The sequence below is a fragment of the Acidocella aromatica genome (assembly GCF_014201825.1).
In the GTDB taxonomy this organism is placed as follows: domain Bacteria; phylum Pseudomonadota; class Alphaproteobacteria; order Acetobacterales; family Acetobacteraceae; genus Acidocella; species Acidocella aromatica.
In genome coordinates this window covers 43,465-62,464 of the sequence record NZ_JACHFJ010000011.1, presented here as the reverse complement: position 1 = coordinate 62,464, position 19,000 = coordinate 43,465, and the positions used below count along the sequence as shown (strand labels likewise).

Here is a 19,000-nt window from a genome sequence, read left to right as displayed (position 1 = left end):
TTGTGACAAAGGTTCTTTGGAGAAGGATCAAAGGCTGAGGCCGCGTTTGCGACCGAAGCTCCAGTCGATGCCGCCATCGTCGCGGGCGATGCCTGAGACGTGGCGGCCGAGCTGCTTTTCGAGCGAGGGCGTCCAGGGCACGAGCTGAAAGCCCAGACCGTCGTCGATCATGGCGAAGCGGCCGGAGGCGAGCGTGAAGCGCTGGCGATAGGAGCCGGCGACATATTCACCGCTGCCCGCGCGGTTGAAGGGCTGGCCGGTCTCGGCAGCGAGCTTCTCGCCCAGCGCCTCCAGCTCCCGGCCGCGCAGCGTCTCGATCAGGTTGCGGCTAAAGGTGACACGCTGGCCGTGCCGCTCGCCGAAACCCTGTTCGACCAGATGATCAGCGCGCTGGTCGAGCGCCTGCCGTACTTCGGCGCCGAAGCCGCCGTCGGAGAGCGCGACTGGCTCGCGGGCGATGTTCTGACGATCAAGCCACGTGGCGCCTGACGCGGTGATCTGACGGTCGATGTCGAGATCGGACCGCACGGCGAGCGCGACGCGGCGCTCGCCAGTGGCATCCTCGAACTTGCGCAACTCGACGATCGATCCCGGTACGCTGTCGCCGGCGGCATCGAGGTCGCGCAGCTTGATGTGATGGGTGCGGCCGTCAACGCCGTCGACCACGGCATAGGCTGTGCCCTTCAGCTCGTCGTCGAGACCGCGATCGACCAGCCGGCCAATGATCGGCGTATCGAGGTTCTCGGCGGCGAGCACATAGTTCGCCGATCCACGCTTGATGCCGCGTTCGGTCAAGGCGCGGTGCATCCGCTTGATGATGTCGCCGCGCTCGCCCAATTCGCGCAGCGTTGCCTCGGCTCCATCTGCGATCATCCATTGGCCGGGACCGACCTGATCCGCGAGACCGAGGGATTCCAGCGTGCGCAGGCGGCCGGCTTTCAGGGCGTGATATTCGTCGGGCTGCGCTTGGCGGTCGGGCGCCATGTCGATCACGCCGGTGTCACGTCCGTCACGAACGAGCTGACGGTCGAGCTGCGTCCAGCGCTCGGCCTCGACCTGGCGGTCGAGATAGCGGCGGATGTCGAGATCGGTGCGCGGCCCCAGATCCTGCGTCACGAGATCGGCGGCGCGGGCGCGCATTCCTTCCTTGATGTAGTCGCGAGCGATGACGAGATCCTGGCCGTCATCGGCGCGACCACGCAGGATGATGTGGACGTGGGGATTGTCGGTGTTCCAGTGATCGACGCCGGCCCAATCGAGCTTTGTGCCGAGGTCTTTTTCCATCTGGCCCATCAGCTCGCGGGCAAAGCCCCGGAGATCCGTCATCTCCACGGCGTCCTCCGGCGAGACGATGAACCGGAAGTGATGCCGGTCTTCTTCACAGCGCTCCGCGAAGGCCCGGCCGTCCACGTCGTCGCTGCCCGGTCCGAACAGCCGTGCCTTTTCTCCGTCACGGGTCACGCCCTCGCGGCGCAGATAGTTGAGATGGGACTTGAGCGGTGTGGCGCGCGCGTGATGGCGCACCACGCGCGTCTTGATCACGACGATGCGGGACCGGCCGGTCAGGAGGCGATTGGCGCGAACGCTCGCCGTGCGGCCGCGGCCGAAGGTCGAGCGGTTTCCAGAGGTGATCCGCCCCGAGCGTGAGATGCGTGCGCCGGCCTTCTGCGCCGCGGCGAGCGCCTGCGCGATGAAGGGCCGCATGCTTTGTTTCCCGGACGAGCGGATACGTCCTGGCCGTATGTTGAAATCGTTCTCGCCGGTCATGGGTGAGACCCCGCACATCGCGATAGGCCACGGAAACCAAGGAGGAATCCCCAATTCCACGAGGTGCGGCTAAAATCCACACCTCGCAAAATTGCTGCATAACCCCTTGAAACAACACGACCGCCAACTGCCGCACCTCGCGGCTTTTTATCTCGCCATCCTCCGGTCGTGTTGCCCGCGCTCTCCCTCTGCGCTCTCCATGACACGCTGGAACGCGCTATCGTGCGATCAGGAACCCGCGCGATCATTGCGCCGTTCCGGCGCTTGACCGCGCGACGAACAGCCCGTTCGATTGCGGCACGATGGCGGAGACATCGCGCACGATCGGCGTCGTCGTAGCATCGCTCGACGGACGCTTGGCCGGCACGGAATCGGCGGCTGGCTTGCTCGTCTGTTGCGCGACGAACAGCGCCGAACGAGTCCAGGCCAGCGGATCGATCGCCGCGACCACGGTAGCATCGGGATCGCGAGCACCATCGAGATTGGGCGCGACTGTTGCGACATAGGCGCGGGTTTCGGGCGGGAGCGGGCGGCCCTTCAACGACGCCTCGTAGCGGCCGGGTCCGGCATTGTAGGCGGCGATCCAGCCGGGAGATCCGTAGCGATCGTAGAGCAGCCGGATGTAGGCCGCGCCGGCGACGATGTTGTCATGCGGATCGAAAGGATCGCTGCCGAGGCGATGGCGGAGACGCAGATCGCTCCAGGTCTCCGGCATGACCTGCATCAGGCCCATCGCACCCTTGGGCGAGATGGCGCGTGGGTCGCCGTTGCTTTCGGCGGCGAGTACAGCGCGTATCCAGGTGGCGGGAAGTTCGAAGCGCTGCGCCGCCTCGGCGATGTGTTCGCCATAGGGATCGCGGGGTGACGGGCGGGTGACACCCGGCGCTTGTGCGAAGACCGGCCCCGGACCCGTGCATGCGATGGACAGGCCGGAAAGGAGGAGGAAGACGGCGCGGCGCATGGACTCAGTCCTTGCCGTCGCGCTTGACCGAACGGCTCCAGTGCAGCGACCAGGCGTTGCCGGCGTCATCGTCACGGAACAAGTTGGCGCGGATCGGCTGCGGCAATGCCGGATCGTCGATCACGAGCGCGATGTATTCGCCGGCACGCTCGCCGGTGCGTTTCCAGCCAGCACCGATTTCCGGCCCATCGCCATCGCCGTGATGAATGCGGTAGTCGGGCGCGTTCTCAGCGTCGGATGGGTCGGCGGGTACGACCGTCACTTCGCGGTAGACGGTGAAAGTGTGGATGCGTCCGACAAAGCCGGAGTTTTCGCGGGTGAACTGACCGATTTGCGGCATGGGAAGCTCCTTGGGAGTGCGTTCGGTTGGGAAGGAGATCGGCGGTCAGCGAGTCGCCGCTTTCCAGACGAAGCGGCCATTGCCGGCTTCGTCGGTGTAGAGGGGCGTGGCCTTGCCGATGACGTCGTGCGCCGGGATCGGGCCGAAGTAACGGCCGTCGAGGCTGTCGGGCACGGATGGGTTCATGAGGAAGAGATCGCCGTCCGCGATTCTGCGGCAGCCCTGCCAGACGGGTAGTTCGCGGCCTTCACGGTCGTGATCGAGCGCCTCGCCGAACGGCACGGCATCGACGGTGACGGCGTTGCCAGTGCGGCAGACTTTCTGCCCCGGCAGCGCGGCGATGTGCTTCAGCAGCGGCACCCCGCGCCCGATATAGCCGCGCTCGACGATGAAGTCGGCGAGCGGCTTCTCCGGCATGACCGCGACCAGATCGCCGACAGTCAGATTATGAGGCGGAGCAAGATCATAGAAGCCGATGGGCGTGCTGGCTGAGGCATTCCAGAGAAGCTTGACCGGCAGGGAAACGAACGACGCGACGGCGACGCCCATCACGGAGAAATACGTCACCATGACGTAGCCGAAGCGGGTCATCCTTCGATACTCCGCCGCTTGAGCCAAGCCTGATGGCGTTCCATCGTGTAGGCGCGCGGCTCTTGGCCGGCGCTCAGACGGTGGTGGAGATGACGCCAGTGATCGGGGCAGACTTCGCTGGCGTCGATGTCCGCCGCTTCAACCGCATCGATGTGGCGGAGCACCTGTTGGACCTTCGGCCAACCTTCGATCTTCAACAGGATGTCGCCGCCAGGACGCACGAAGGGCAGCGTCTGGTACGGCTCGCCGGGCTTGATGGCGCGCACGACGTCGATTCGAGAGATGATCGTGCCGAAGTCGTTGGCCGCCCAGCGGACGAAGGCGAAGACACTGCCAGCGCGATAGGAGAAGATGCGACGTCGGCGATCGAGCACCTGTTCATGCGCCTCGCGGCCGAACCTGATCCAGTTCTCGATGCGCTTCTCCACCCAGGTCAGTTCGACGTGAGTAAAGGTGTCGGTGGCATGGGCGATCGGCACGGGGCCGCCGCGCACGCGAGGGGCCGCGTCGCTGGTCATGATGGGTCTCCAGAGTTCGAGGGGAATTCGCGCGCGAGAAGGTCGCGCAACATGTTGGCGACGGTGATGCCCCGCTTGAACGCGGCGATCTTGATCCGCCCGCGCAAGTCCGGTGTCACGTCGATGGTGAGCCGGGCGGTGGAAACGGCGGCATCACCGTCACGCGGCGGAACATCGGCTGTCTTGATCCAGTGTTCGGGATCGGCGGGCCGGGCGGCGAAACCTCGACGGGGCGAACGCTCACTCATCGCGCAGCCCTCCCAATGCCGAGCCGTTCGATCTCATGCGTCAGGGCCGTGATCTCACCCGCGGCCGCTGCGGCATCCTCGAGTTCGCGGACCAGGCGGCCCGACTGCGCGGCAGCCGCAAACGCGATGCGTTGGCCGATTGTGGCGGCGAGCGCCGGAGGGTCGTGATCGGCCAGCGTCTCGGCGGTCTCGCGTGCCAGCACGGTGCGGGCGGCGCAGCGGTTGAGCACGAAGCGCGCCGCCAGTTCGGGCCGGTAGATGCGCGCCTCGGCGACGAGTGCCAGCATTTCGGCGGAAGCCCAGCCGTCGAGTGGTGATGGCTGGACAGGAATCAACACCAGATCGGCGGCGAGCAGCGCCGAGCGCATCAATCCGGCGACGCGCGGCGGCCCGTCGATGACGACATGATCGGCCTCACGCGCAAGCTCCGGCGCTTCGCGGTGCAGCGTGTCGCGGGCCAGGCCCACGACGCCGAGCGTGCGAGCCAGGCCTTCCCGACTGCGTTGCTGCGACCAGTCTAGTGCCGAGCCTTGCGGGTCCGCGTCGATCAGCGTGACCCGCTTTCCCTTGCCGGCCCATTCGCCGGCCAGGTTCAGCGCCAGCGTCGTTTTGCCGACGCCGCCCTTCTGGTTGAGGAGCGCCACGATCATGGCTTGCCTCCCGAGCAACTATCGAGAGGAAGTTGCGGGGCGTCGGGCGCCGCTTGCCGGGCGAGATTTCGGTTCTGTTTCGCAGTCGAGCTGAGGGCGTTTGCTGCGCCTTGAACGAGGTTTTCCACCTCGCGCGCGCGCTCTACAGAGTTAGATTCTCTGTTAGACTCTAAGTTAAGAGCGCGAATTTCTGTTTTGGTGCATGGAGTTACGCCGTGTTTTGGTTCCTGCTGGCACGATAGGGCGGTTCCCGATCGCACGTGCCTACGGGTTCCCGATGGCACGACGCAATCCACAGGTTTTCCACAGGCCGGAAAAGGTTCGAAAGCAAGCAGCGTGCGGCCGCCAGTCTCGACTTCGAGAAACAGCCGGTAGCCGGGCAGCGGTTGACGGCGAATGATGTCGCGCAGTTCGAAGGCGAAGCGCTTGAACGGCGACAGCGCGCCGGATTTCTGGTGCAGATGACGGAAGTCGAAACGCCATCCATTGTGCTGGCGGCCACCGTGCTTGCGGACGATCCGATAAAGCCAGCGTTCCAGGCCGCCGACCAGATCGAAATAGGCCCGGTCGATGGTGAGCACGAGCGCGTCATCTAGGACGGCCTGATAGAACCAATCGGGCAGGATCATCTCGATGCCATCAGGCCTGCCGTTGCGGTCCGTTCGCTCTTTCCACTCGTTGATCCACGAGAAGCGGTGTCTGCGGCCCTCGGCGGGCTGGCGGATCGACGTGCAGACGGTGGTGGACTGGAGCCGGTCGAGCGCGGCCTTCAGGCGCTGGTAGTCACGCAAGGATGTCCCGCGACCTATGAATTTGAGGATTTCGTAGGGCGTCGCGACCATCAGGCGCGAAGTCCGCAGCCCGGCGTCGCGGGCCTCGACGACCTGGCTCGCCGCCCAAATCAGAATGTCGGCATCCCATATGGTCGCCATGCCATGATCGGGCACGGCCTCGACGCGGATGGTCACTCCGCCGGCGATGAAATCGATCGGCGCGACGCGATGGGATTTGGAGAGGGAGAAGAAAGGATAGGCCATGAGATCCTGCGCGTCTCGTGGCGCGAAATCACCTGGGAGCGCCCGGAAGAGATCGAGCTGTCCGCGCTCTGACTGGAGGTGTTGCCGCGCCGCCATTCGAAAATCCGTCCGCGATCAGCGTGCGTAGCGGCCGGGCTGCGGACCGGCGGGAAGCGCCTGGCGCTTGGCCGGCAGCACCTGCCCACGCGGATCGGAGGTCGAAGTGACGGAACCTCGCGCGGCCCAGGCTTCGAGGTCATCGACGGAATAGACGACGCGGCCACCAAGCTTGCGATAGGCAGGCCCGGTCCCATAGGTGCGATGTTTTTCCAGCGTGCGGGCTGAGAGGCTCAGGAATTCGGCGGCTTCCTTGGTGCGCAGGAAGCGCGGCGGCAGAACGGCGAGATCGGGTCGCATGTATCGGGTCTCCGGGGCGTTCGTGGGGGCCGTCGAAGATCGGCGGCGAACGAAGGCCACGATGGCGAAGGGAGACCTGCGAGTTGCAGTGCGAAGTTGGGGGGACCTAAAAACCCACACCAACCAGGTCGATGGGTCGGGCTAGGATTGCCGACGATGACGAAGGAGTTTGCGATAACCGCCGGCAATCAGGGCGCGGGCATCCCGCAACAGGGACATGACGGCATGGCGGGCCGAGGAAGTTTGCCATTCGTCGCGGTTGACGTGACCAATTCGGAAAATGACCTGCGCGATGTCCTGTTGCGTAGCGCCATCGCGGGAGCCGTCGAAAGCTTGCAGCATGCGTTGCGCTCGCGCCCGCTGCTGAAGCGTCAGACGCGTGTCCGGCGGAACGACGCGGTGGTGGATGGCTGCAAGAAGGCGATGAACGGCTTCAAGCCGGTCAAACCCTTCGATATCAAGCGGGACAACCGCCGCGACCGGACCCGAGCCGGTCGTGAGCACTTGAATCCGCTCGCCATTGCCAAGCGAAACCATGGCGTGGGCGCCTTGTTCGTCGTTCTCCTCGCTCCCATCCGGGGAAAGCGAAGGGTGGTCACTGGCATGGACGAAGACAGCAGGCGCGGACGTCAGGACGACAACGCTGGTGTCGTCTTGAGACATCCAGAAAACCGACGACGACGTGTGATCGTGAAACGGGTTTACTGGGAAATCGCAACCTCCAGCGCTGGCGGATCTTTTCCGTCAGCACGGTTGTGTCCGTTTCCTTCCCGGACAATGCCTCGAAGTCTTGATTGTACGCCTCGTTGCGGCGAAGCCATTCCCATGCGAGACCCGACGCGGTCAGCCTCTCGACATGATCGTAGCGAGCTGCGGAGCGCCACTGAGATGCATCTGGCATCATTTGTGATCCTCCCGAATATCAATCAATTGCGGGAGGACCAGGATTCCCGGATCGGTTGATCGTTGGAAGACCAAATGTCGGCAATGGGTGATGCTGTTTTGGCATCGCTAATTAGTGGGATTTGTCCTTGCGCAGCAATTCTCGGTAGCCGTGCTCGGTCATCCATTTGGCGCGTGCCAGGTGGGTGTGATGGATCTGACGGCACTTTTCAGGGTCAAGATCAGGGTTGAGCCCGAACAAGATCTGCACGGCTTCGCGCCAATCTGCTCCGTCCCGATCCGCATCCAAGAGCCGCAAATACAGCGTCATATGCTCACGGTCATAAGACGTGAGCTTTTGGCCTTGCGGCGGCTCATCCAAGAATTGCGGTGTAGAATGCCCCATCACCGATCACCATATCCCCGTTCGGGAATTTTGTTAACCAAATGCTCGACCGTCATTGATCCATGACAGGCTGGCCCGGAAATTTGCAGGGTGAGCGGGACTGTGCGTCTGCGGCTACGGCCTGGCCAGTCGGCTATTCGGTTCATGGAGACGCAGAACACCTTCGCCCTTTTCCGTGGACAAAAGGACGATGCCGGCTGATTCAAACGCCCGGCGCACCTGATCGCGCGTTGTCTCGTACACCTCGAGGTCGCTTTCGGATTCGAGGCGCTTGAGCGCGGTCAGTGATACCTGGGCCTTGTCAGCGAGCGTCTCCTGTGTCCACCCCAGCAACGCGCGTGCGGCCCGTGATTGTCGGGCGGTGATCATGCATGATCACCTCCCACTGGCACGAGCGAGCACGCCAGAACTACGACTATATTAGTCGTTCTTGTTCGGAATGCCACCCAAAACCAGTGCCGCCAGCACTCTGAAATAAGGTTCGGCGGTCACAACTGCTGGAACTGATTCGGTCGCCCAGGGGGAAAAGGCCCCGGCCGTTTGGCCGGGGCCTTGCGCGGGCCTCAGTCTCCCCGACGCCCGTTGGGGCGGGACCAGATCAGCGAGTAGCCCTCGCCGTCCTCGTCGTCGAAGAGGTTGGCGTAGATGGGAGCGTTGAAGCTCGGATCGTCCAGCTTGAGGCCCAGATAGTCGCGGCCTTCGCCCGAACGCTTCGACCAGGCGGCGCCGATCTCAGCGCGGCCGACCACGACCCGGTGGCTGGGGGCGTTCTCGCCGGTGGCGCGCAGGTCGGGGATGATGCGCACGCCCTTGGCCTGGACGCTGAGGGTGACGATTTCGCCGGTGAACTCGTTCGAGCCGGACTTCTTGAAGGTGCCGATGGTCGCCATGGTAAGTCTCCGTTTTCCGTTTTCGAGCCCGCACCATGCGGCCTCGATGGCGATCGACCGGCCGGGGGCGACCGACGCCGCACCCCAACGGGGCTTGACGGCTAAGGAGGACTTTCTTTGCCACCGCGAGGAATGGCGGCTTTAGCCGACAGGGGAAGAAAGTGTGACGCCGCCGTTGTGGCATAGGCGGTCGAGGCTTCAGCCGCCCTTCGGCCAGATCAGCCCATTGAAGAGGCCGTTTGGAGCGCTCGCCGACGGATTGGGAACGGAGAAAATGGCGATGCTCTGCTACCGGGAAACGGCTTGTCCGGATGAACCATCGGCTTCGTCTCCCAGCCAACAGGCTCCGGACGTGATTCTCCACCGCGCTTCTTCACCACGGAAACGCCCCCAGCCACCGCTGGATGATCGGCTTCGTGGCGAACCCGCCCAGCACTGTGCCAAGCGCTCAGCTAAGATCGCCAACCCGGGGCTTCGGCTCGATCCGCCTTCACCATCCCTGTCAGCTCACCGACGACGACGCTGGCGCAGTCATCGCCATGCTTGGTCCTAGCCAACAGTGACGGCAATCGTCAGGCCCGAGCAAGCCTCTGGCCCGGAGGGACGGTGGATGCCATTCCTGCCACCCGGATGAATGTCGTGGCACCGACCGCGACAGCTCCGATGATCGAGAATATGAGCTGCCAGGTTTCGGAGGGCATGGTGTGCTTCACGATGCCGTGGGTGGCGTGATAGCCGGCGATGACGGCGGGCGCGACGAATACGAGTGCGATCAGGAACCGTGCCCAGAGGGGACGGACAATCATCAGCAGGACTTGGCCGACGCCAAGCGTCAGGCCGGCGGCGACTATGCCGATGAGGATCGCGCCGAGCCAGCCGGCGCCGGTATGATAAGCCCAGACTCCAGCGCTGACGCCGGCGAAGAAGGGCAGCGCGAAGACGGCGAGCGTGAACAACAGCCAGCAGAAAAAGCCAATTGCCGCGATGCTGAGGAGGATGCCGAGAAAAATCATGGTGGTGGTCTCCGTGAGAAAAAGGCCTGACAGCCGCGCCACCACCACCACCACGGCGCGTCGCATAGTATAGCCGAAGATGAGCGAAGACGGGAGCGGAAACCGATGAGGTTTCCACTGCGCCAGAGGCATCGCTCCCGGTCAGGGGGCGAAGGGGTCGATCTCCGCGATGATCTCGGCGTCGCCGTCGAATTCGGCGGCGGGCACGACCGAGTGCGTTCCGTCACCGGCTCGGAAGATGACGATGGCGACCATCAGGGTGGTGGCGAGGCTGAAGGCGAAGGCATGGGCGTCGTTGAGGGACATCGATCCGGCTCCTGTTTGAAGCGGAGGACCATCCCCCGCTGACAGGCGCCCGATGTGTTTGGCCGAGGGCCGCAATCACCGCGTAGGCAACGCCGAAGCGGCGGCACGCTTTGCGTAGTCCGACCCTTTACGGGTTGATGGCGTCAGGCTCTCGGCCGGACCAAGGATCAGCGCAATGGATCGCGAGGGTGGTGCTTCGTTAGCAGCCATGACGGATCATGTGATGCGCATGTCGAAACCCGAGACGTGCCAATCGATCGACGTTAGTTCGTGAAATATGGGCATTGTCACCGCGACGGTGTGCGATCGCCTTTCTGATGGCTGATCTCGGTCGAGTTGATGCCAACCCAATGGCCTCGGCTTGTTAGCGCTTTGCGTTGGCGGCTACATTTGCGTAAGCTGTGGGCATGAAAGATGTCGAAGATACTCTTGCGAAATTTCTTGAAATGGTTCGTTCGAACCAGTTGGCAAACCGATCCAATCACGCGGACTGGTATGCCATAATCAAGACTATTGATGATTGCTTCGTAAGGGGCGGCGCCAATCTGGTAAACCCGCAACCCGTGATGGGGGGCATACTGTTCTTGCGGTGCCAGTATGCGTTCAAGACCGCCGCCGGAATGGCATTGGCGGGACAAGTAACCGAAGTGTTCGTCATGCTGCGCTCGGTCCTTGAATACGCAGGCTATGCCCTGCTCATCCATGACAATGCGGCGCTTCAGGATGTCTGGCTGGGGCGGCATGTCAGTCCGACGGACAAGCGTGCCCAAAAGGATGCCTTTAGAATTTCCGATGTGAAGTCTGCCGTGAAGCGCCACGACGCTAGGCTCGGCGAGATATTCGACGAGAGTTATGAACGCACCGTGGATTTCGGGGGGCATCCAAATCCGCATGCGGCGTTCAGCGCTATGCACATGGACGAGGATGAAGGGCAAACTGGGCTGACTGCACTCGCAATTAGCAACGACGTGACTGTGGTTCAACATGCGTTGAAGAGCACGGCGCAGATTGGTTTGACCGCTCTGCATATTTTTCAACACGTCTTTACGGCTAAGTTCGAGTTGCTTGGTATCCGTGAGGTGATGGAAGGTTTGATGGCAACCGGCAGGCTCTGAGAAGCAACGCCGTGGATTGCGCGTCGGCACCAAGGTAGGAAACGCCACGCGCGATACCGGCAGCGCGGGGTTTTGGCTTACGGCCAACACTAGACGCGGGGCGCTATCGTGCGGCGCTCACGCGCCGCCGCTCCCGAACCGATAGACCGGGATGCCGAGCTTGCGGGCCTTGTCGGCGAGATTGTCCTGAATGCCCGTGCCGGGGAAGATGAATACGCCGATCGGCATGATCGCCAGCATGGCGTCGTTGCGCTTGAACGGGGCCGCCTTGGCGTGCTTCGTCCAGTCAGGCTTGAAGGCGATTTGCGGCACCTTGCGGGTTTCCGCCCAGCGCGCGGCGATCTTCTCGGCGCCTTTCGGGGAGCCGCCGTGCATCAGCACCATGTCGGGGTGCTTGGCGTGAACCTGGTCGAGCTTGGCCCAGATCAGCTTGTGATCGGCGGTGTCGCCGCCGGAGAAGGCGATCTTCGGTCCTGGGGGCACCAGCACTTCGGTTTCGCTGCGGCGCTTGGCGGCGATGAAGTCGCGGCTGTCGATCATTGCGGCGGTGAGGTGGCGATGGTTGACCCGCGATCCCGTGCGCTGAGACCAGGGTGAGCCGGTGGTGCGGAGGTAGTGGTCGGCGGCGCTGTCGCGGAAGACTTCCAGGCTGTCGCGCCGTTCGATCAACGATTGCCCAAGGTCGATCAGGCGTTCGAGCTGCACGGATTTGACCTCGGAGCCGTCCTGTTCGCGCTGGAGGCGCTTCTGCTCCTGCTCGTTGTCGTCGAGCTTGCGGTCGGCCCGCTCGACGGCGCGGTGGAACATATTGACGGTCGACCAGAGGAGATCGTCGAGGTCGGGATCGAGGCTGGTATCGGCCACGGTGGCGATCAGGGCATCGAAGATGTCGGCGACGGCGCCTTCGATGATGCGGTCCTCCGGGACTGGTCGAGGGTCGGCTTCGCCTTCGGAAGGTCGGTAGCCGTAGAGCTGAAGCTCCTGCACGATATGGTCGGTCGGCGATGCGCTGTGTTCGGGTTCGTAGTCGTCATGCCCGCTCATGGGATGCTCCGTCGGTTGGACCGCGACCGTCGCGGCCTTCATGGCGACGAAGCCGTCGGGCGGGACGGACCTGCACCCGGAGCGAAGCGAGAGGGCCGAAGCGCAGCGGAGGATGGCGAAGGCCGGCGATTTTGTTTCGCGATGGAAAGCGGCCCGAAGGGACGCGCCGGAAAATCGTCGGCCGCAGCCATTGCCGATCCGGCCCGGCTGACGGCCGATCGCCCTCTCGAAGGCCGAGGCGCGGTCCTCTCCGAAGGCTGAACGCATCCGGGCGGGCATGATGATTGCGGCCCCGCCCCCCCTTGCCGGCGACTATGCTGTTTGGAGCCAGAAGCGGGCGACGTCCTGCGGTGCGAGCTGTACCCTGAGATTGGCCCGGAGTGCATCAATGCCGAGGCGCCGGAGATCCTCGTTGAAGTCCTCCAGCACCGGCGAGAGCACGATGGCCTCGATTCCGGCCGCGTTCGCCCGTTCGACCAGGCTGTCCCGCGCGCCGTCGCCCGCCGGGTCGTTGTCGCGGACGATATAGAGCCTGTGCAACGTCTCGGGGAACTGGATGGCGGCCAGATGGGCAGCGGAGAGCGCCGCTGCCATCGCCATGTGCGGTATCGCCTGACGTGCCGACAGGATGGTTTCGATGCCTTCGCCCGCCGCCATCACCTCGCCGGCGATTCCGAAACGGACGGCGTGACCGAGCAGGTCGCCCATCGCCTTGCGCGGTGTGTCGATCGGCGCCTTGTCGGAGCCGTCAGGGGCGAGCCAAGTCCGATGCGCGCCGGTGATCGTGCCCCGAAGATCGGTGACGGCGGCGATCATCGCCGGCCAGGTTTCGGTCGGGCCATGATCGTCGGGCCGATAATAGCAGCGCGGATGGAAGCGGAGGTTCCCGGTTCCGTGCAAAGCCGTAATGCCGCGTGTGCGGAGATACGTCTCTACGAGAGTGCCGGAGATCGGCTGCGACATGGAAACCAGTCGCCTTGCCGCCTCGGCCGAGCCTGACGGAGCTGGCGTGCCCGGTCGCTTCTTCGTTGCCGGCGCGGGTTCAGGGCGTGGCAGGCTGAGGAAGGTGCGGGCTTCCTTGACGACATCGGCGAAGTCGGTGAGGCCGCAGCTCTCCCGGATTACGTCGAGAAGATCGCCGTGCTCGCCGCTCTGTGCGTCGGTCCATTTGCCCGCCGGTCCCTTCGCGGTCTCTTTCAGCCGCACGAACATTGAGCGGCCGGGTGTGTTGCGCGCGTCGCCGACCAGCCAGTAATTGCCCTGGCGACGGCCGGCGCCGAGATAATGGCGGCACACCGCCTCGGCCTCCCGGCCGAGATGGGTCGCCAGATCGGAAGCATCGAGACGGGTCATCGTGCCGCCTCGCGCTCGCCGATACGCTGGACCGGATAGTGGCCGAGCACACGTTCCAGCACCGTGGGGCCGGCGGCGTCCGTCGGCACGAACATGCGCAGCTTCCAGGAGATGATCTCGTGGAACAGGCCGTAGGCGACGAGCCGCTCGCGCATGGTGTCGATGAAGCCCGACAACTCAATACGGTCGGCGCCCATGACGCGAGCCCGGCGAAGCTGAAGTCCCTCGGCGAGGTCGAGGATGGTGCGACCATCTATCAACGCCATGAAGGCGTCGGCCGGCGCGAGTTTGGCCACATCGGTCGCGGTCGCGTTGGCTGCCCATGCAGCCGAGACCTTGCGGCCGACGATCCGCTCGCCGTCATCGGTCTGGAGCCGATAGACGCGGGTGGATTCATTGGGCAGCCGCTTCCAGATCGGCAGCAACAGGCCGGCGACGATGTGGATCGTGCTGTCGGCGAACTCCGGCACGTCCGCGACCTCGGAAGTCCAGGCCGCGACGAAGGCGCCGCGATCCGCCTCGATCCAATGGGTCTCACCCATCATCTTGATCGGAACGGCGTGCGATTCCATCGGCCGAATCAGCCGGACACGGCGTTCGATCTCGCCATCGTCCAGCATGATGGAGGTTTCTGGGATCTGCACGGCGGCACGACCCGACCGCTCGTTGACCAGCAGCCTGGCGCCGGGTTCGCCGAGCTGGGCGAGCGCGTCGTCCAGCGTGACCGGGCGATTGCGCTTGCGCTGTGCAATGGTCAGCAGCCGGGTCTCTGCGCCCGTGCCGGGATGCGTATAGATGGTCTGGCGGCCGGTGATGGTGAAGCCTTCGGCGGTCAGCGTCTCCAGCCCGACATCGTAGATGCCGGCGGCAATGGCGCCCTCGATCTTGGCTGTGAGAAGCTGCTCGAAGGCTGTGAACAACACGCCCTGAAGCTCGATGGTCAGCGCTAGAAGCCTGTTGAGGAAGGTGGTGATCGGTGGCACCTCGTCCTTGATGCCGTTCGCGTCCATCAACTTGAGGCCGGTGGCGGACTCGAAGCGCTCGAGCGAGCAACCTTCGACCTTGCCGCGCACCAGCAGCAGATAGAGCTGACGTAGCGCATCGCGGGCATAGGTGCTTTCCAGATTGTCCTCGGGCCGGAACAGGCCCTGGCCGCCGGTCTGGCGCTGTCCGCGGGTGATGGCGCCCAAAGTGTCGAGACGGCGCGCAATGGTCGAGAGGAAGCGCTTCTCGGCCTTGACGTCCGTGGCGATGGGTCGGAACAGCGGCGGCTGCGTCTGGTTGGTCCGATGCGTGCGCCCGAGGCCCTGGATGGCGGCGTCGGCCTTCCAGCCGGGTTCGAGCAGGTAGTGGACGCGCAGCCGGGTGTTCCGCGCCGAAAGCTCGGCATGGTAGCTGCGCCCGGTGCCGCCGGCATCCGAGAAGATCAGGATGCGCTTGGCGTCATCCATGAACGCCTGGGTTTCGGCGAGATTGGCGGCGGCGGCGCGGTTCTCGACGACGAGGCGGTCGCCGCCCGAAGACGTGCTCTTGCGGACGATGCGCCGCGAACGGCCCGTGACCTCCGCCACCAGCTCCGTGCCGAAATGCTGGACGATCTGGTCGAGCGCGCCGGGGACCGGCGGAAGCGAAGCGAGTTGCGCGATCAGTTCGTCGCGGCGGACGACGGCTTCGCGGCTTTCGATGGGCTGGCCGTCGCGATAGACCGGTCGTGACGACAGATTGCCTTCCGAGTCGGTGAACGGCTCGTAGAGCTGCACTGGGAAGGAATGGGCGAGGTAGTCGAGAACGTATTCCCTCGGCGTGATGTCCACGCGAACGTCGTTCCATTCCTCGGTCGGCAGTTCAGCCAGCCTGCGTTCCATCAGCGCCTCGCCGGTCGAGACGATCTGGATCACGGCGGCATGGCCGGCTTCCAAGTCGCCGGCGATCGATCGGATCAGCGTCGGCGTCTTCATCGAGGTCAGTAGATGGCCGAAGAAGCGCTGCTTGGCCGACTCGAAGGCCGAGCGGGCGGCGGACTTGGCCTGCCGGTTCAGCGTGCCAGTGGTGCCGGTGATATTGGCCGCCTCCATCGCCGCATCCAAGTGGTTATGGATGATGGCGAAGGCCCCGGCATAGGCGTCGTAGATACGGGTCTGTTCCGGCGTCAGCGCGTGCTCGACCAGCTCATATTCCACGCCGTCGAAAGAGAGCGAGCGGGCGGTGTAGAGGCCGAGCGCGCGCAGGTCGCGGGCCAGCACCTCCATCGCCGCAACGCCGCCGGCCTCGATCGCCTCGACGAACTCGGCGCGGGTGCTGAAGGGAAAATCCTCGCCGCCCCAGATGCCGAGCCGCTGGGCATAGGCGAGATTGTGGACCGTGGTCGCGCCGGTCGCCGAGACATAGACGATGCGGGCGTTCGGCAAGGCGTGCTGGAGGCGCAGACCTGCGCGGCCTTGCTGTGAGGCGGCGACGTCACCGCGTTCTCCCTTGCCGCCACCGGCGTTTGCCATCGCGTGCGCCTCGTCGAAAATGATCGCTCCATCAAAGTCGGAGCCCAACCATTCGACGATCTGCCGGACGCGCGAAACCTTCTCGCCACGGTCGTCGGAGCGTAGCGTGGCATAGGTCGTAAATAGGATGCCTTCCGGCAGCGTGACCGGCCGCCCCTGCGGGAAGCGCGACAGCGGCGTGACCAGGAGCCGCTCCATGCCCAGCGCTGACCAGTCGCGCTGGGCGTCCTCGATCAGCTTGTCGGACTTGCTGATCCATACCGCCTTGCGGCGGCCCTGGAGCCAGTTGTCGAGAATGATCGCGGCCGACTGCCGGCCTTTGCCGACGCCGGTGCCATCGCCGATCATGAAACCGCGCCTGAAGCGCACGGCGTCCTTCGCGTCATCGCGGGCGGCGGTAACGACATCGAAGGTGGTGTCCACGGTCCATGATCCGGCAAGATGATCAGCGTGCGCCTCGCCGGCGTAGATGACGGTCTCGAGTTGCGCGTCCGACAGCAGCGCGTGGATATTGGCCGGGAGGTGTGGGCGATAGCTGGGCTTGGGCGGTGCGACACTGGCCATCGCAGCCGATTGCACCAGCCTGGTGGGGTGCGCCTGAGAGCCGACAATACGGATCGCCTGCAATCCGTATGCTTCATAGATGCCGTCGGACAGGCGACCACCTTCGCCGGTCAACCCATCGAGGATCTCGTAGGCGAGCGGCAAGCCCGGCGGTTCGGCCATCGGCGCGGTCGACGGAGCAGCCTTGGCGGCACGATTGATATAACCGCGCACGCTGCGCGGGGCGGCGATCGGAGCCGCCGGGGCCATGACGGAGGGATCGACGGCGAGCCGTTCCGGCAGATGATCGCTAAGCCAGCCCAGCAGCGTGGCGGCGTCGGACGCGACGCCCGGCGCGACCGGAAATGCGGCCGGATCATCGGCGGGGCGTTTGTCGATGACGGTCAGTCGCGTCGGGAATGTCGTGCCGTGTTTGGCATAGACCGAGCCGTCGATGGCGGCCGAGAAGACGACACGCCCCCGTTCCTGCAACCGAATGAAGGCGTCCTTCCAGGCCGGACTATCCGGTGTAAAGCTGGCGCTGGTGATGGTCACGAGCCGACCGCCTGGAGCGAGACGCGCGAGCGCCGAGGCGACATGGCGGTAGGTGGTATCGGCGACGCGGCCTTCGACATTGGCCATCGCTGAGAACGGCGGGTTCATCAGCACGACGCTGGGCGTGATGGTCGGATCGAGATGATCGTCGATCTGCGCCGCGTCGAAGCGGGTGACGGAAATGGCTGGAAAGAGAAGGTCCAGCAGGCCGGCGCGGGTCTCGGCCAACTCGTTGAGGATGAGCGCACCGCTGGCGATCTCGGCGAGGATGGCGAGCAGGCCGGTGCCGGCCGAGGGTTCCAGCACACGATCGGCCGGGGTGATGGCGGCGGCGTGGGCCGCGACTAGGCCGAGTGGGATCGGCGTCGAGAATTGTTGGAAGGTCTGGCTCTCGGCCGAGCGCCGCGTATGCGTCGGCAGGAGGCCGGCGATCTTCGTCAGGGCGAAAAGCCGTGCAGCCGGAGTCCCGGCTTTGCGGAAAAGCGCACGTCCGTATTTGCGGAGGAACAGGACGGTCGCAGCCTCGCAGGCGTCATAGGCCGTCTTCCAGTCCCAGGCGCCGGTGGAATCGGATGCGCCGAAGGCGGCCTCCATCGCCGCACGCAGGGTGGCGGCATCGACGCGCTCGCCGCGTTCGAGAGTGGACAGCAGCAGGCCGGCCGCCGCGAAGATGGCGGCAGAGGTGTTCGGATTTGGGGCGAGTGGGAGCGGCGCGGCGACTGTCGCCACTGCGGAAATCAGGGTCATGGTGGGAACCTCGGGAGAGCGGGAGAGGACGAGCCGCGCGGCGCTCTCTCTCGACCGCACCAGCTCAAACCCGTTCGGGCCGCACTCTCACTCTCGGGACGCCGGCATGGAAAAAGCGCCCGACCGTGAGGTGGGGCGCTTTTCCGAGGATCAGATCCAGTGTCCGTCCGCGACCTCGCCGGCGACGAGTGCGCGGGCCTTGCGGATCAGGTCGTCGCCACAGGTATCGACGTGGCCGAAGAATCTGGCGCGGGCGCCGTTCTCGGCCCAATCGGCGTAAGCGCAATATTCGCGAGCCTCGGATCGGAAGGCCCGCATATCTTTGGCCCAATGCGGCCTGGGCTCGATGACGACGGTGATGCCGTCCCTGGTTTCCGGCCACGGCAGAGACCGTTCGCGCGGCGGATGCTGGCGATCCGCCGCGAAGATGGCGTCGATGTCGGTCATGACGCCTCTCCCGCGTCGGGCCGCACGAAGTCTTCGGGATCTTCGGGATCGGGTGGCAGATAGGCGTCGTAGGGATTGCCGTCTGCGAGATGGCCGAAGGGCGTGAAGACGTAATCACCGTCGTGCCGACCCACGGCGCAGATGACGTAGCGCGGCTTGCCCGTCACCGCGTCGAGGCATTCCATGAGGGCGAGATTGCCGTCGCCCGCCGCGCGCAGCAGGGTCTGAAAATTGCTCCGGGCATAGAAGGGGATGGTCATAGCGGGCCTCCCTCACCGGAGATGGTTTCGGCAAGCCAGCCATCGGTATAGATCCAGTCCACGGTCTCGCCGGTGGCGAGGTCGAGGACATGGGCGCCGCCGCCGAACCCGTCGAGACGTGGGCGCGAGCAGGTGTTGGCGTACTGGAAGCCCCAGCGGCCCGTCAGGCTGAACTCGACGGCGCAGCGTTTCACGAACTGGATGAGGCGTTCGGGATCGCCGCTCTCGTCGTCGCGCATCCAGAGTTCGCTGCCGCCGTACTGCGGTTCGATCGAGAGAAGGAAGCCCTCGGATGGCGGTTCGTCCGACGCGCCTTCCTTGGACAGCGTGTTGTAGAGGTCGAGCGCGCGGGCGGCGTTCTCGGGCGTGCCGACGTCCAGCAGGCACGAGAAATGAGTGAAGTAGTTGGCCATATCAGGCTCCTGAAACGAAAAAG

23 protein-coding genes are annotated in these 19,000 nt (G+C 64.7%); 1 reads left to right on the top strand and 22 read right to left on the bottom strand.

Features of this window, described 5'->3' with window-relative positions:
* Nucleotides 1–27 precede the first annotated feature (27 nt).
* The 16 genes from HNP71_RS11270 to HNP71_RS11200 form a co-directional block, all read right to left on the bottom strand.
* Complete coding sequence (locus HNP71_RS11270; protein ID WP_183267023.1) at nt 28–1,767, bottom strand: relaxase/mobilization nuclease domain-containing protein; 1,740 nt, start codon at nt 1,765–1,767, stop codon at nt 28–30.
* 244 nt (nt 1,768–2,011) lie between these two features.
* Nucleotides 2,012–2,728, bottom strand: a complete 717-nt coding sequence (locus HNP71_RS11265) for a lytic transglycosylase domain-containing protein (protein WP_183267022.1) — start codon at nt 2,726–2,728, stop codon at nt 2,012–2,014.
* A gap of 4 nt (nt 2,729–2,732) precedes the next feature.
* Nucleotides 2,733–3,068, bottom strand: a complete 336-nt coding sequence (locus HNP71_RS11260) for a DUF736 domain-containing protein (protein ID WP_183267021.1) — start codon at nt 3,066–3,068, stop codon at nt 2,733–2,735.
* A 45-nt stretch (nt 3,069–3,113) separates the two neighbouring features.
* Nucleotides 3,114–3,659, bottom strand: coding sequence for a conjugative transfer signal peptidase TraF (gene traF / locus HNP71_RS11255; RefSeq protein WP_183267020.1), 546 nt, complete (start codon nt 3,657–3,659; stop codon nt 3,114–3,116).
* A complete protein-coding gene (locus tag HNP71_RS11250) occupies nt 3,656–4,177 on the bottom strand; it encodes a DUF2840 domain-containing protein (RefSeq protein WP_183267019.1) in 522 nt (173 codons plus the stop codon). Before HNP71_RS11250 ends, traF begins: the two co-directional genes overlap by 4 nt.
* Nucleotides 4,174–4,425: a hypothetical protein gene (locus tag HNP71_RS11245; RefSeq protein WP_183267018.1), complete on the bottom strand. Its 252-nt coding sequence runs from the start codon at nt 4,423–4,425 to the stop codon at nt 4,174–4,176. The genes HNP71_RS11250 and HNP71_RS11245 overlap by 4 nt, the downstream gene beginning before the upstream one ends.
* Nucleotides 4,422–5,075, bottom strand: coding sequence for a ParA family partition ATPase (parA, locus tag HNP71_RS11240; protein ID WP_183267017.1), 654 nt, complete (start codon nt 5,073–5,075; stop codon nt 4,422–4,424). The genes HNP71_RS11245 and parA overlap by 4 nt, the downstream gene beginning before the upstream one ends.
* On the bottom strand, nt 5,072–6,208 hold the full coding sequence (locus tag HNP71_RS11235) for a replication initiator protein A (protein WP_183267016.1): 1,137 nt from the start codon (nt 6,206–6,208) through the stop codon (nt 5,072–5,074). Before HNP71_RS11235 ends, parA begins: the two co-directional genes overlap by 4 nt.
* Nucleotides 6,209–6,226: 18 nt before the next feature.
* Nucleotides 6,227–6,508 (bottom strand): helix-turn-helix transcriptional regulator, encoded by a 282-nt coding sequence (locus HNP71_RS11230; RefSeq protein ID WP_183267015.1) that lies wholly within the window; start codon nt 6,506–6,508, stop codon nt 6,227–6,229.
* A 141-nt stretch (nt 6,509–6,649) separates the two neighbouring features.
* On the bottom strand, nt 6,650–7,171 hold the full coding sequence (locus HNP71_RS11225; RefSeq protein WP_183267014.1) for a DUF2285 domain-containing protein: 522 nt from the start codon (nt 7,169–7,171) through the stop codon (nt 6,650–6,652).
* Nucleotides 7,104–7,409: a transcriptional regulator domain-containing protein gene (locus tag HNP71_RS14100; RefSeq protein WP_246344198.1), complete on the bottom strand. Its 306-nt coding sequence runs from the start codon at nt 7,407–7,409 to the stop codon at nt 7,104–7,106. Before HNP71_RS14100 ends, HNP71_RS11225 begins: the two co-directional genes overlap by 68 nt.
* A gap of 114 nt (nt 7,410–7,523) precedes the next feature.
* Nucleotides 7,524–7,796, bottom strand: coding sequence for a DNA -binding domain-containing protein (locus tag HNP71_RS11220; protein ID WP_183267013.1), 273 nt, complete (start codon nt 7,794–7,796; stop codon nt 7,524–7,526).
* 114 nt (nt 7,797–7,910) lie between these two features.
* Entirely contained in the window at nt 7,911–8,165 is a 255-nt protein-coding gene (locus HNP71_RS11215) for a helix-turn-helix domain-containing protein (protein ID WP_183267012.1), read from the bottom strand.
* Between the two features lie 194 nt (nt 8,166–8,359).
* A complete protein-coding gene (locus HNP71_RS11210) occupies nt 8,360–8,686 on the bottom strand; it encodes a DUF736 domain-containing protein (protein ID WP_183267011.1) in 327 nt (108 codons plus the stop codon).
* Nucleotides 8,687–9,258: 572 nt separating this feature from the next.
* Nucleotides 9,259–9,765, bottom strand: coding sequence for a hypothetical protein (locus HNP71_RS11205; protein WP_456304187.1), 507 nt, complete (start codon nt 9,763–9,765; stop codon nt 9,259–9,261).
* Nucleotides 9,766–9,840: 75 nt separating this feature from the next.
* The gene (locus HNP71_RS11200; RefSeq protein WP_183267010.1) at nt 9,841–10,005 is read right to left on the bottom strand and encodes a hypothetical protein; all 165 of its coding nucleotides are present in this window, start codon (nt 10,003–10,005) and stop codon (nt 9,841–9,843) included.
* A gap of 407 nt (nt 10,006–10,412) precedes the next feature.
* Here HNP71_RS11200 and HNP71_RS11195 point away from each other — a divergent pair, with 407 nt between their 5' ends.
* A complete protein-coding gene (locus tag HNP71_RS11195) occupies nt 10,413–11,120 on the top strand; it encodes a hypothetical protein (RefSeq protein WP_183267009.1) in 708 nt (235 codons plus the stop codon).
* 117 nt (nt 11,121–11,237) lie between these two features.
* Here HNP71_RS11195 and HNP71_RS11190 read toward each other — a convergent pair whose 3' ends face one another.
* The 6 genes from HNP71_RS11190 to HNP71_RS11165 form a co-directional block, all read right to left on the bottom strand.
* Nucleotides 11,238–12,164, bottom strand: coding sequence for a DUF2493 domain-containing protein (locus tag HNP71_RS11190; RefSeq protein WP_183267067.1), 927 nt, complete (start codon nt 12,162–12,164; stop codon nt 11,238–11,240).
* 312 nt (nt 12,165–12,476) lie between these two features.
* Nucleotides 12,477–13,517: a DUF7146 domain-containing protein gene (locus tag HNP71_RS11185; RefSeq protein ID WP_183267008.1), complete on the bottom strand. Its 1,041-nt coding sequence runs from the start codon at nt 13,515–13,517 to the stop codon at nt 12,477–12,479.
* Nucleotides 13,514–17,857, bottom strand: coding sequence for a strawberry notch family protein (locus HNP71_RS11180; protein ID WP_183267007.1), 4,344 nt, complete (start codon nt 17,855–17,857; stop codon nt 13,514–13,516). Before HNP71_RS11180 ends, HNP71_RS11185 begins: the two co-directional genes overlap by 4 nt.
* A 150-nt stretch (nt 17,858–18,007) precedes the next feature.
* Complete coding sequence (locus HNP71_RS11175; RefSeq protein ID WP_183267006.1) at nt 18,008–18,304, bottom strand: hypothetical protein; 297 nt, start codon at nt 18,302–18,304, stop codon at nt 18,008–18,010.
* The gene (locus tag HNP71_RS11170; protein WP_183267005.1) at nt 18,301–18,564 is read right to left on the bottom strand and encodes a DUF6117 family protein; all 264 of its coding nucleotides are present in this window, start codon (nt 18,562–18,564) and stop codon (nt 18,301–18,303) included. Before HNP71_RS11170 ends, HNP71_RS11175 begins: the two co-directional genes overlap by 4 nt.
* Entirely contained in the window at nt 18,561–18,977 is a 417-nt protein-coding gene (locus HNP71_RS11165; RefSeq protein WP_183267004.1) for a hypothetical protein, read from the bottom strand. The genes HNP71_RS11170 and HNP71_RS11165 overlap by 4 nt, the downstream gene beginning before the upstream one ends.
* Between the last annotated feature and the right edge of the window lie 23 nt (nt 18,978–19,000).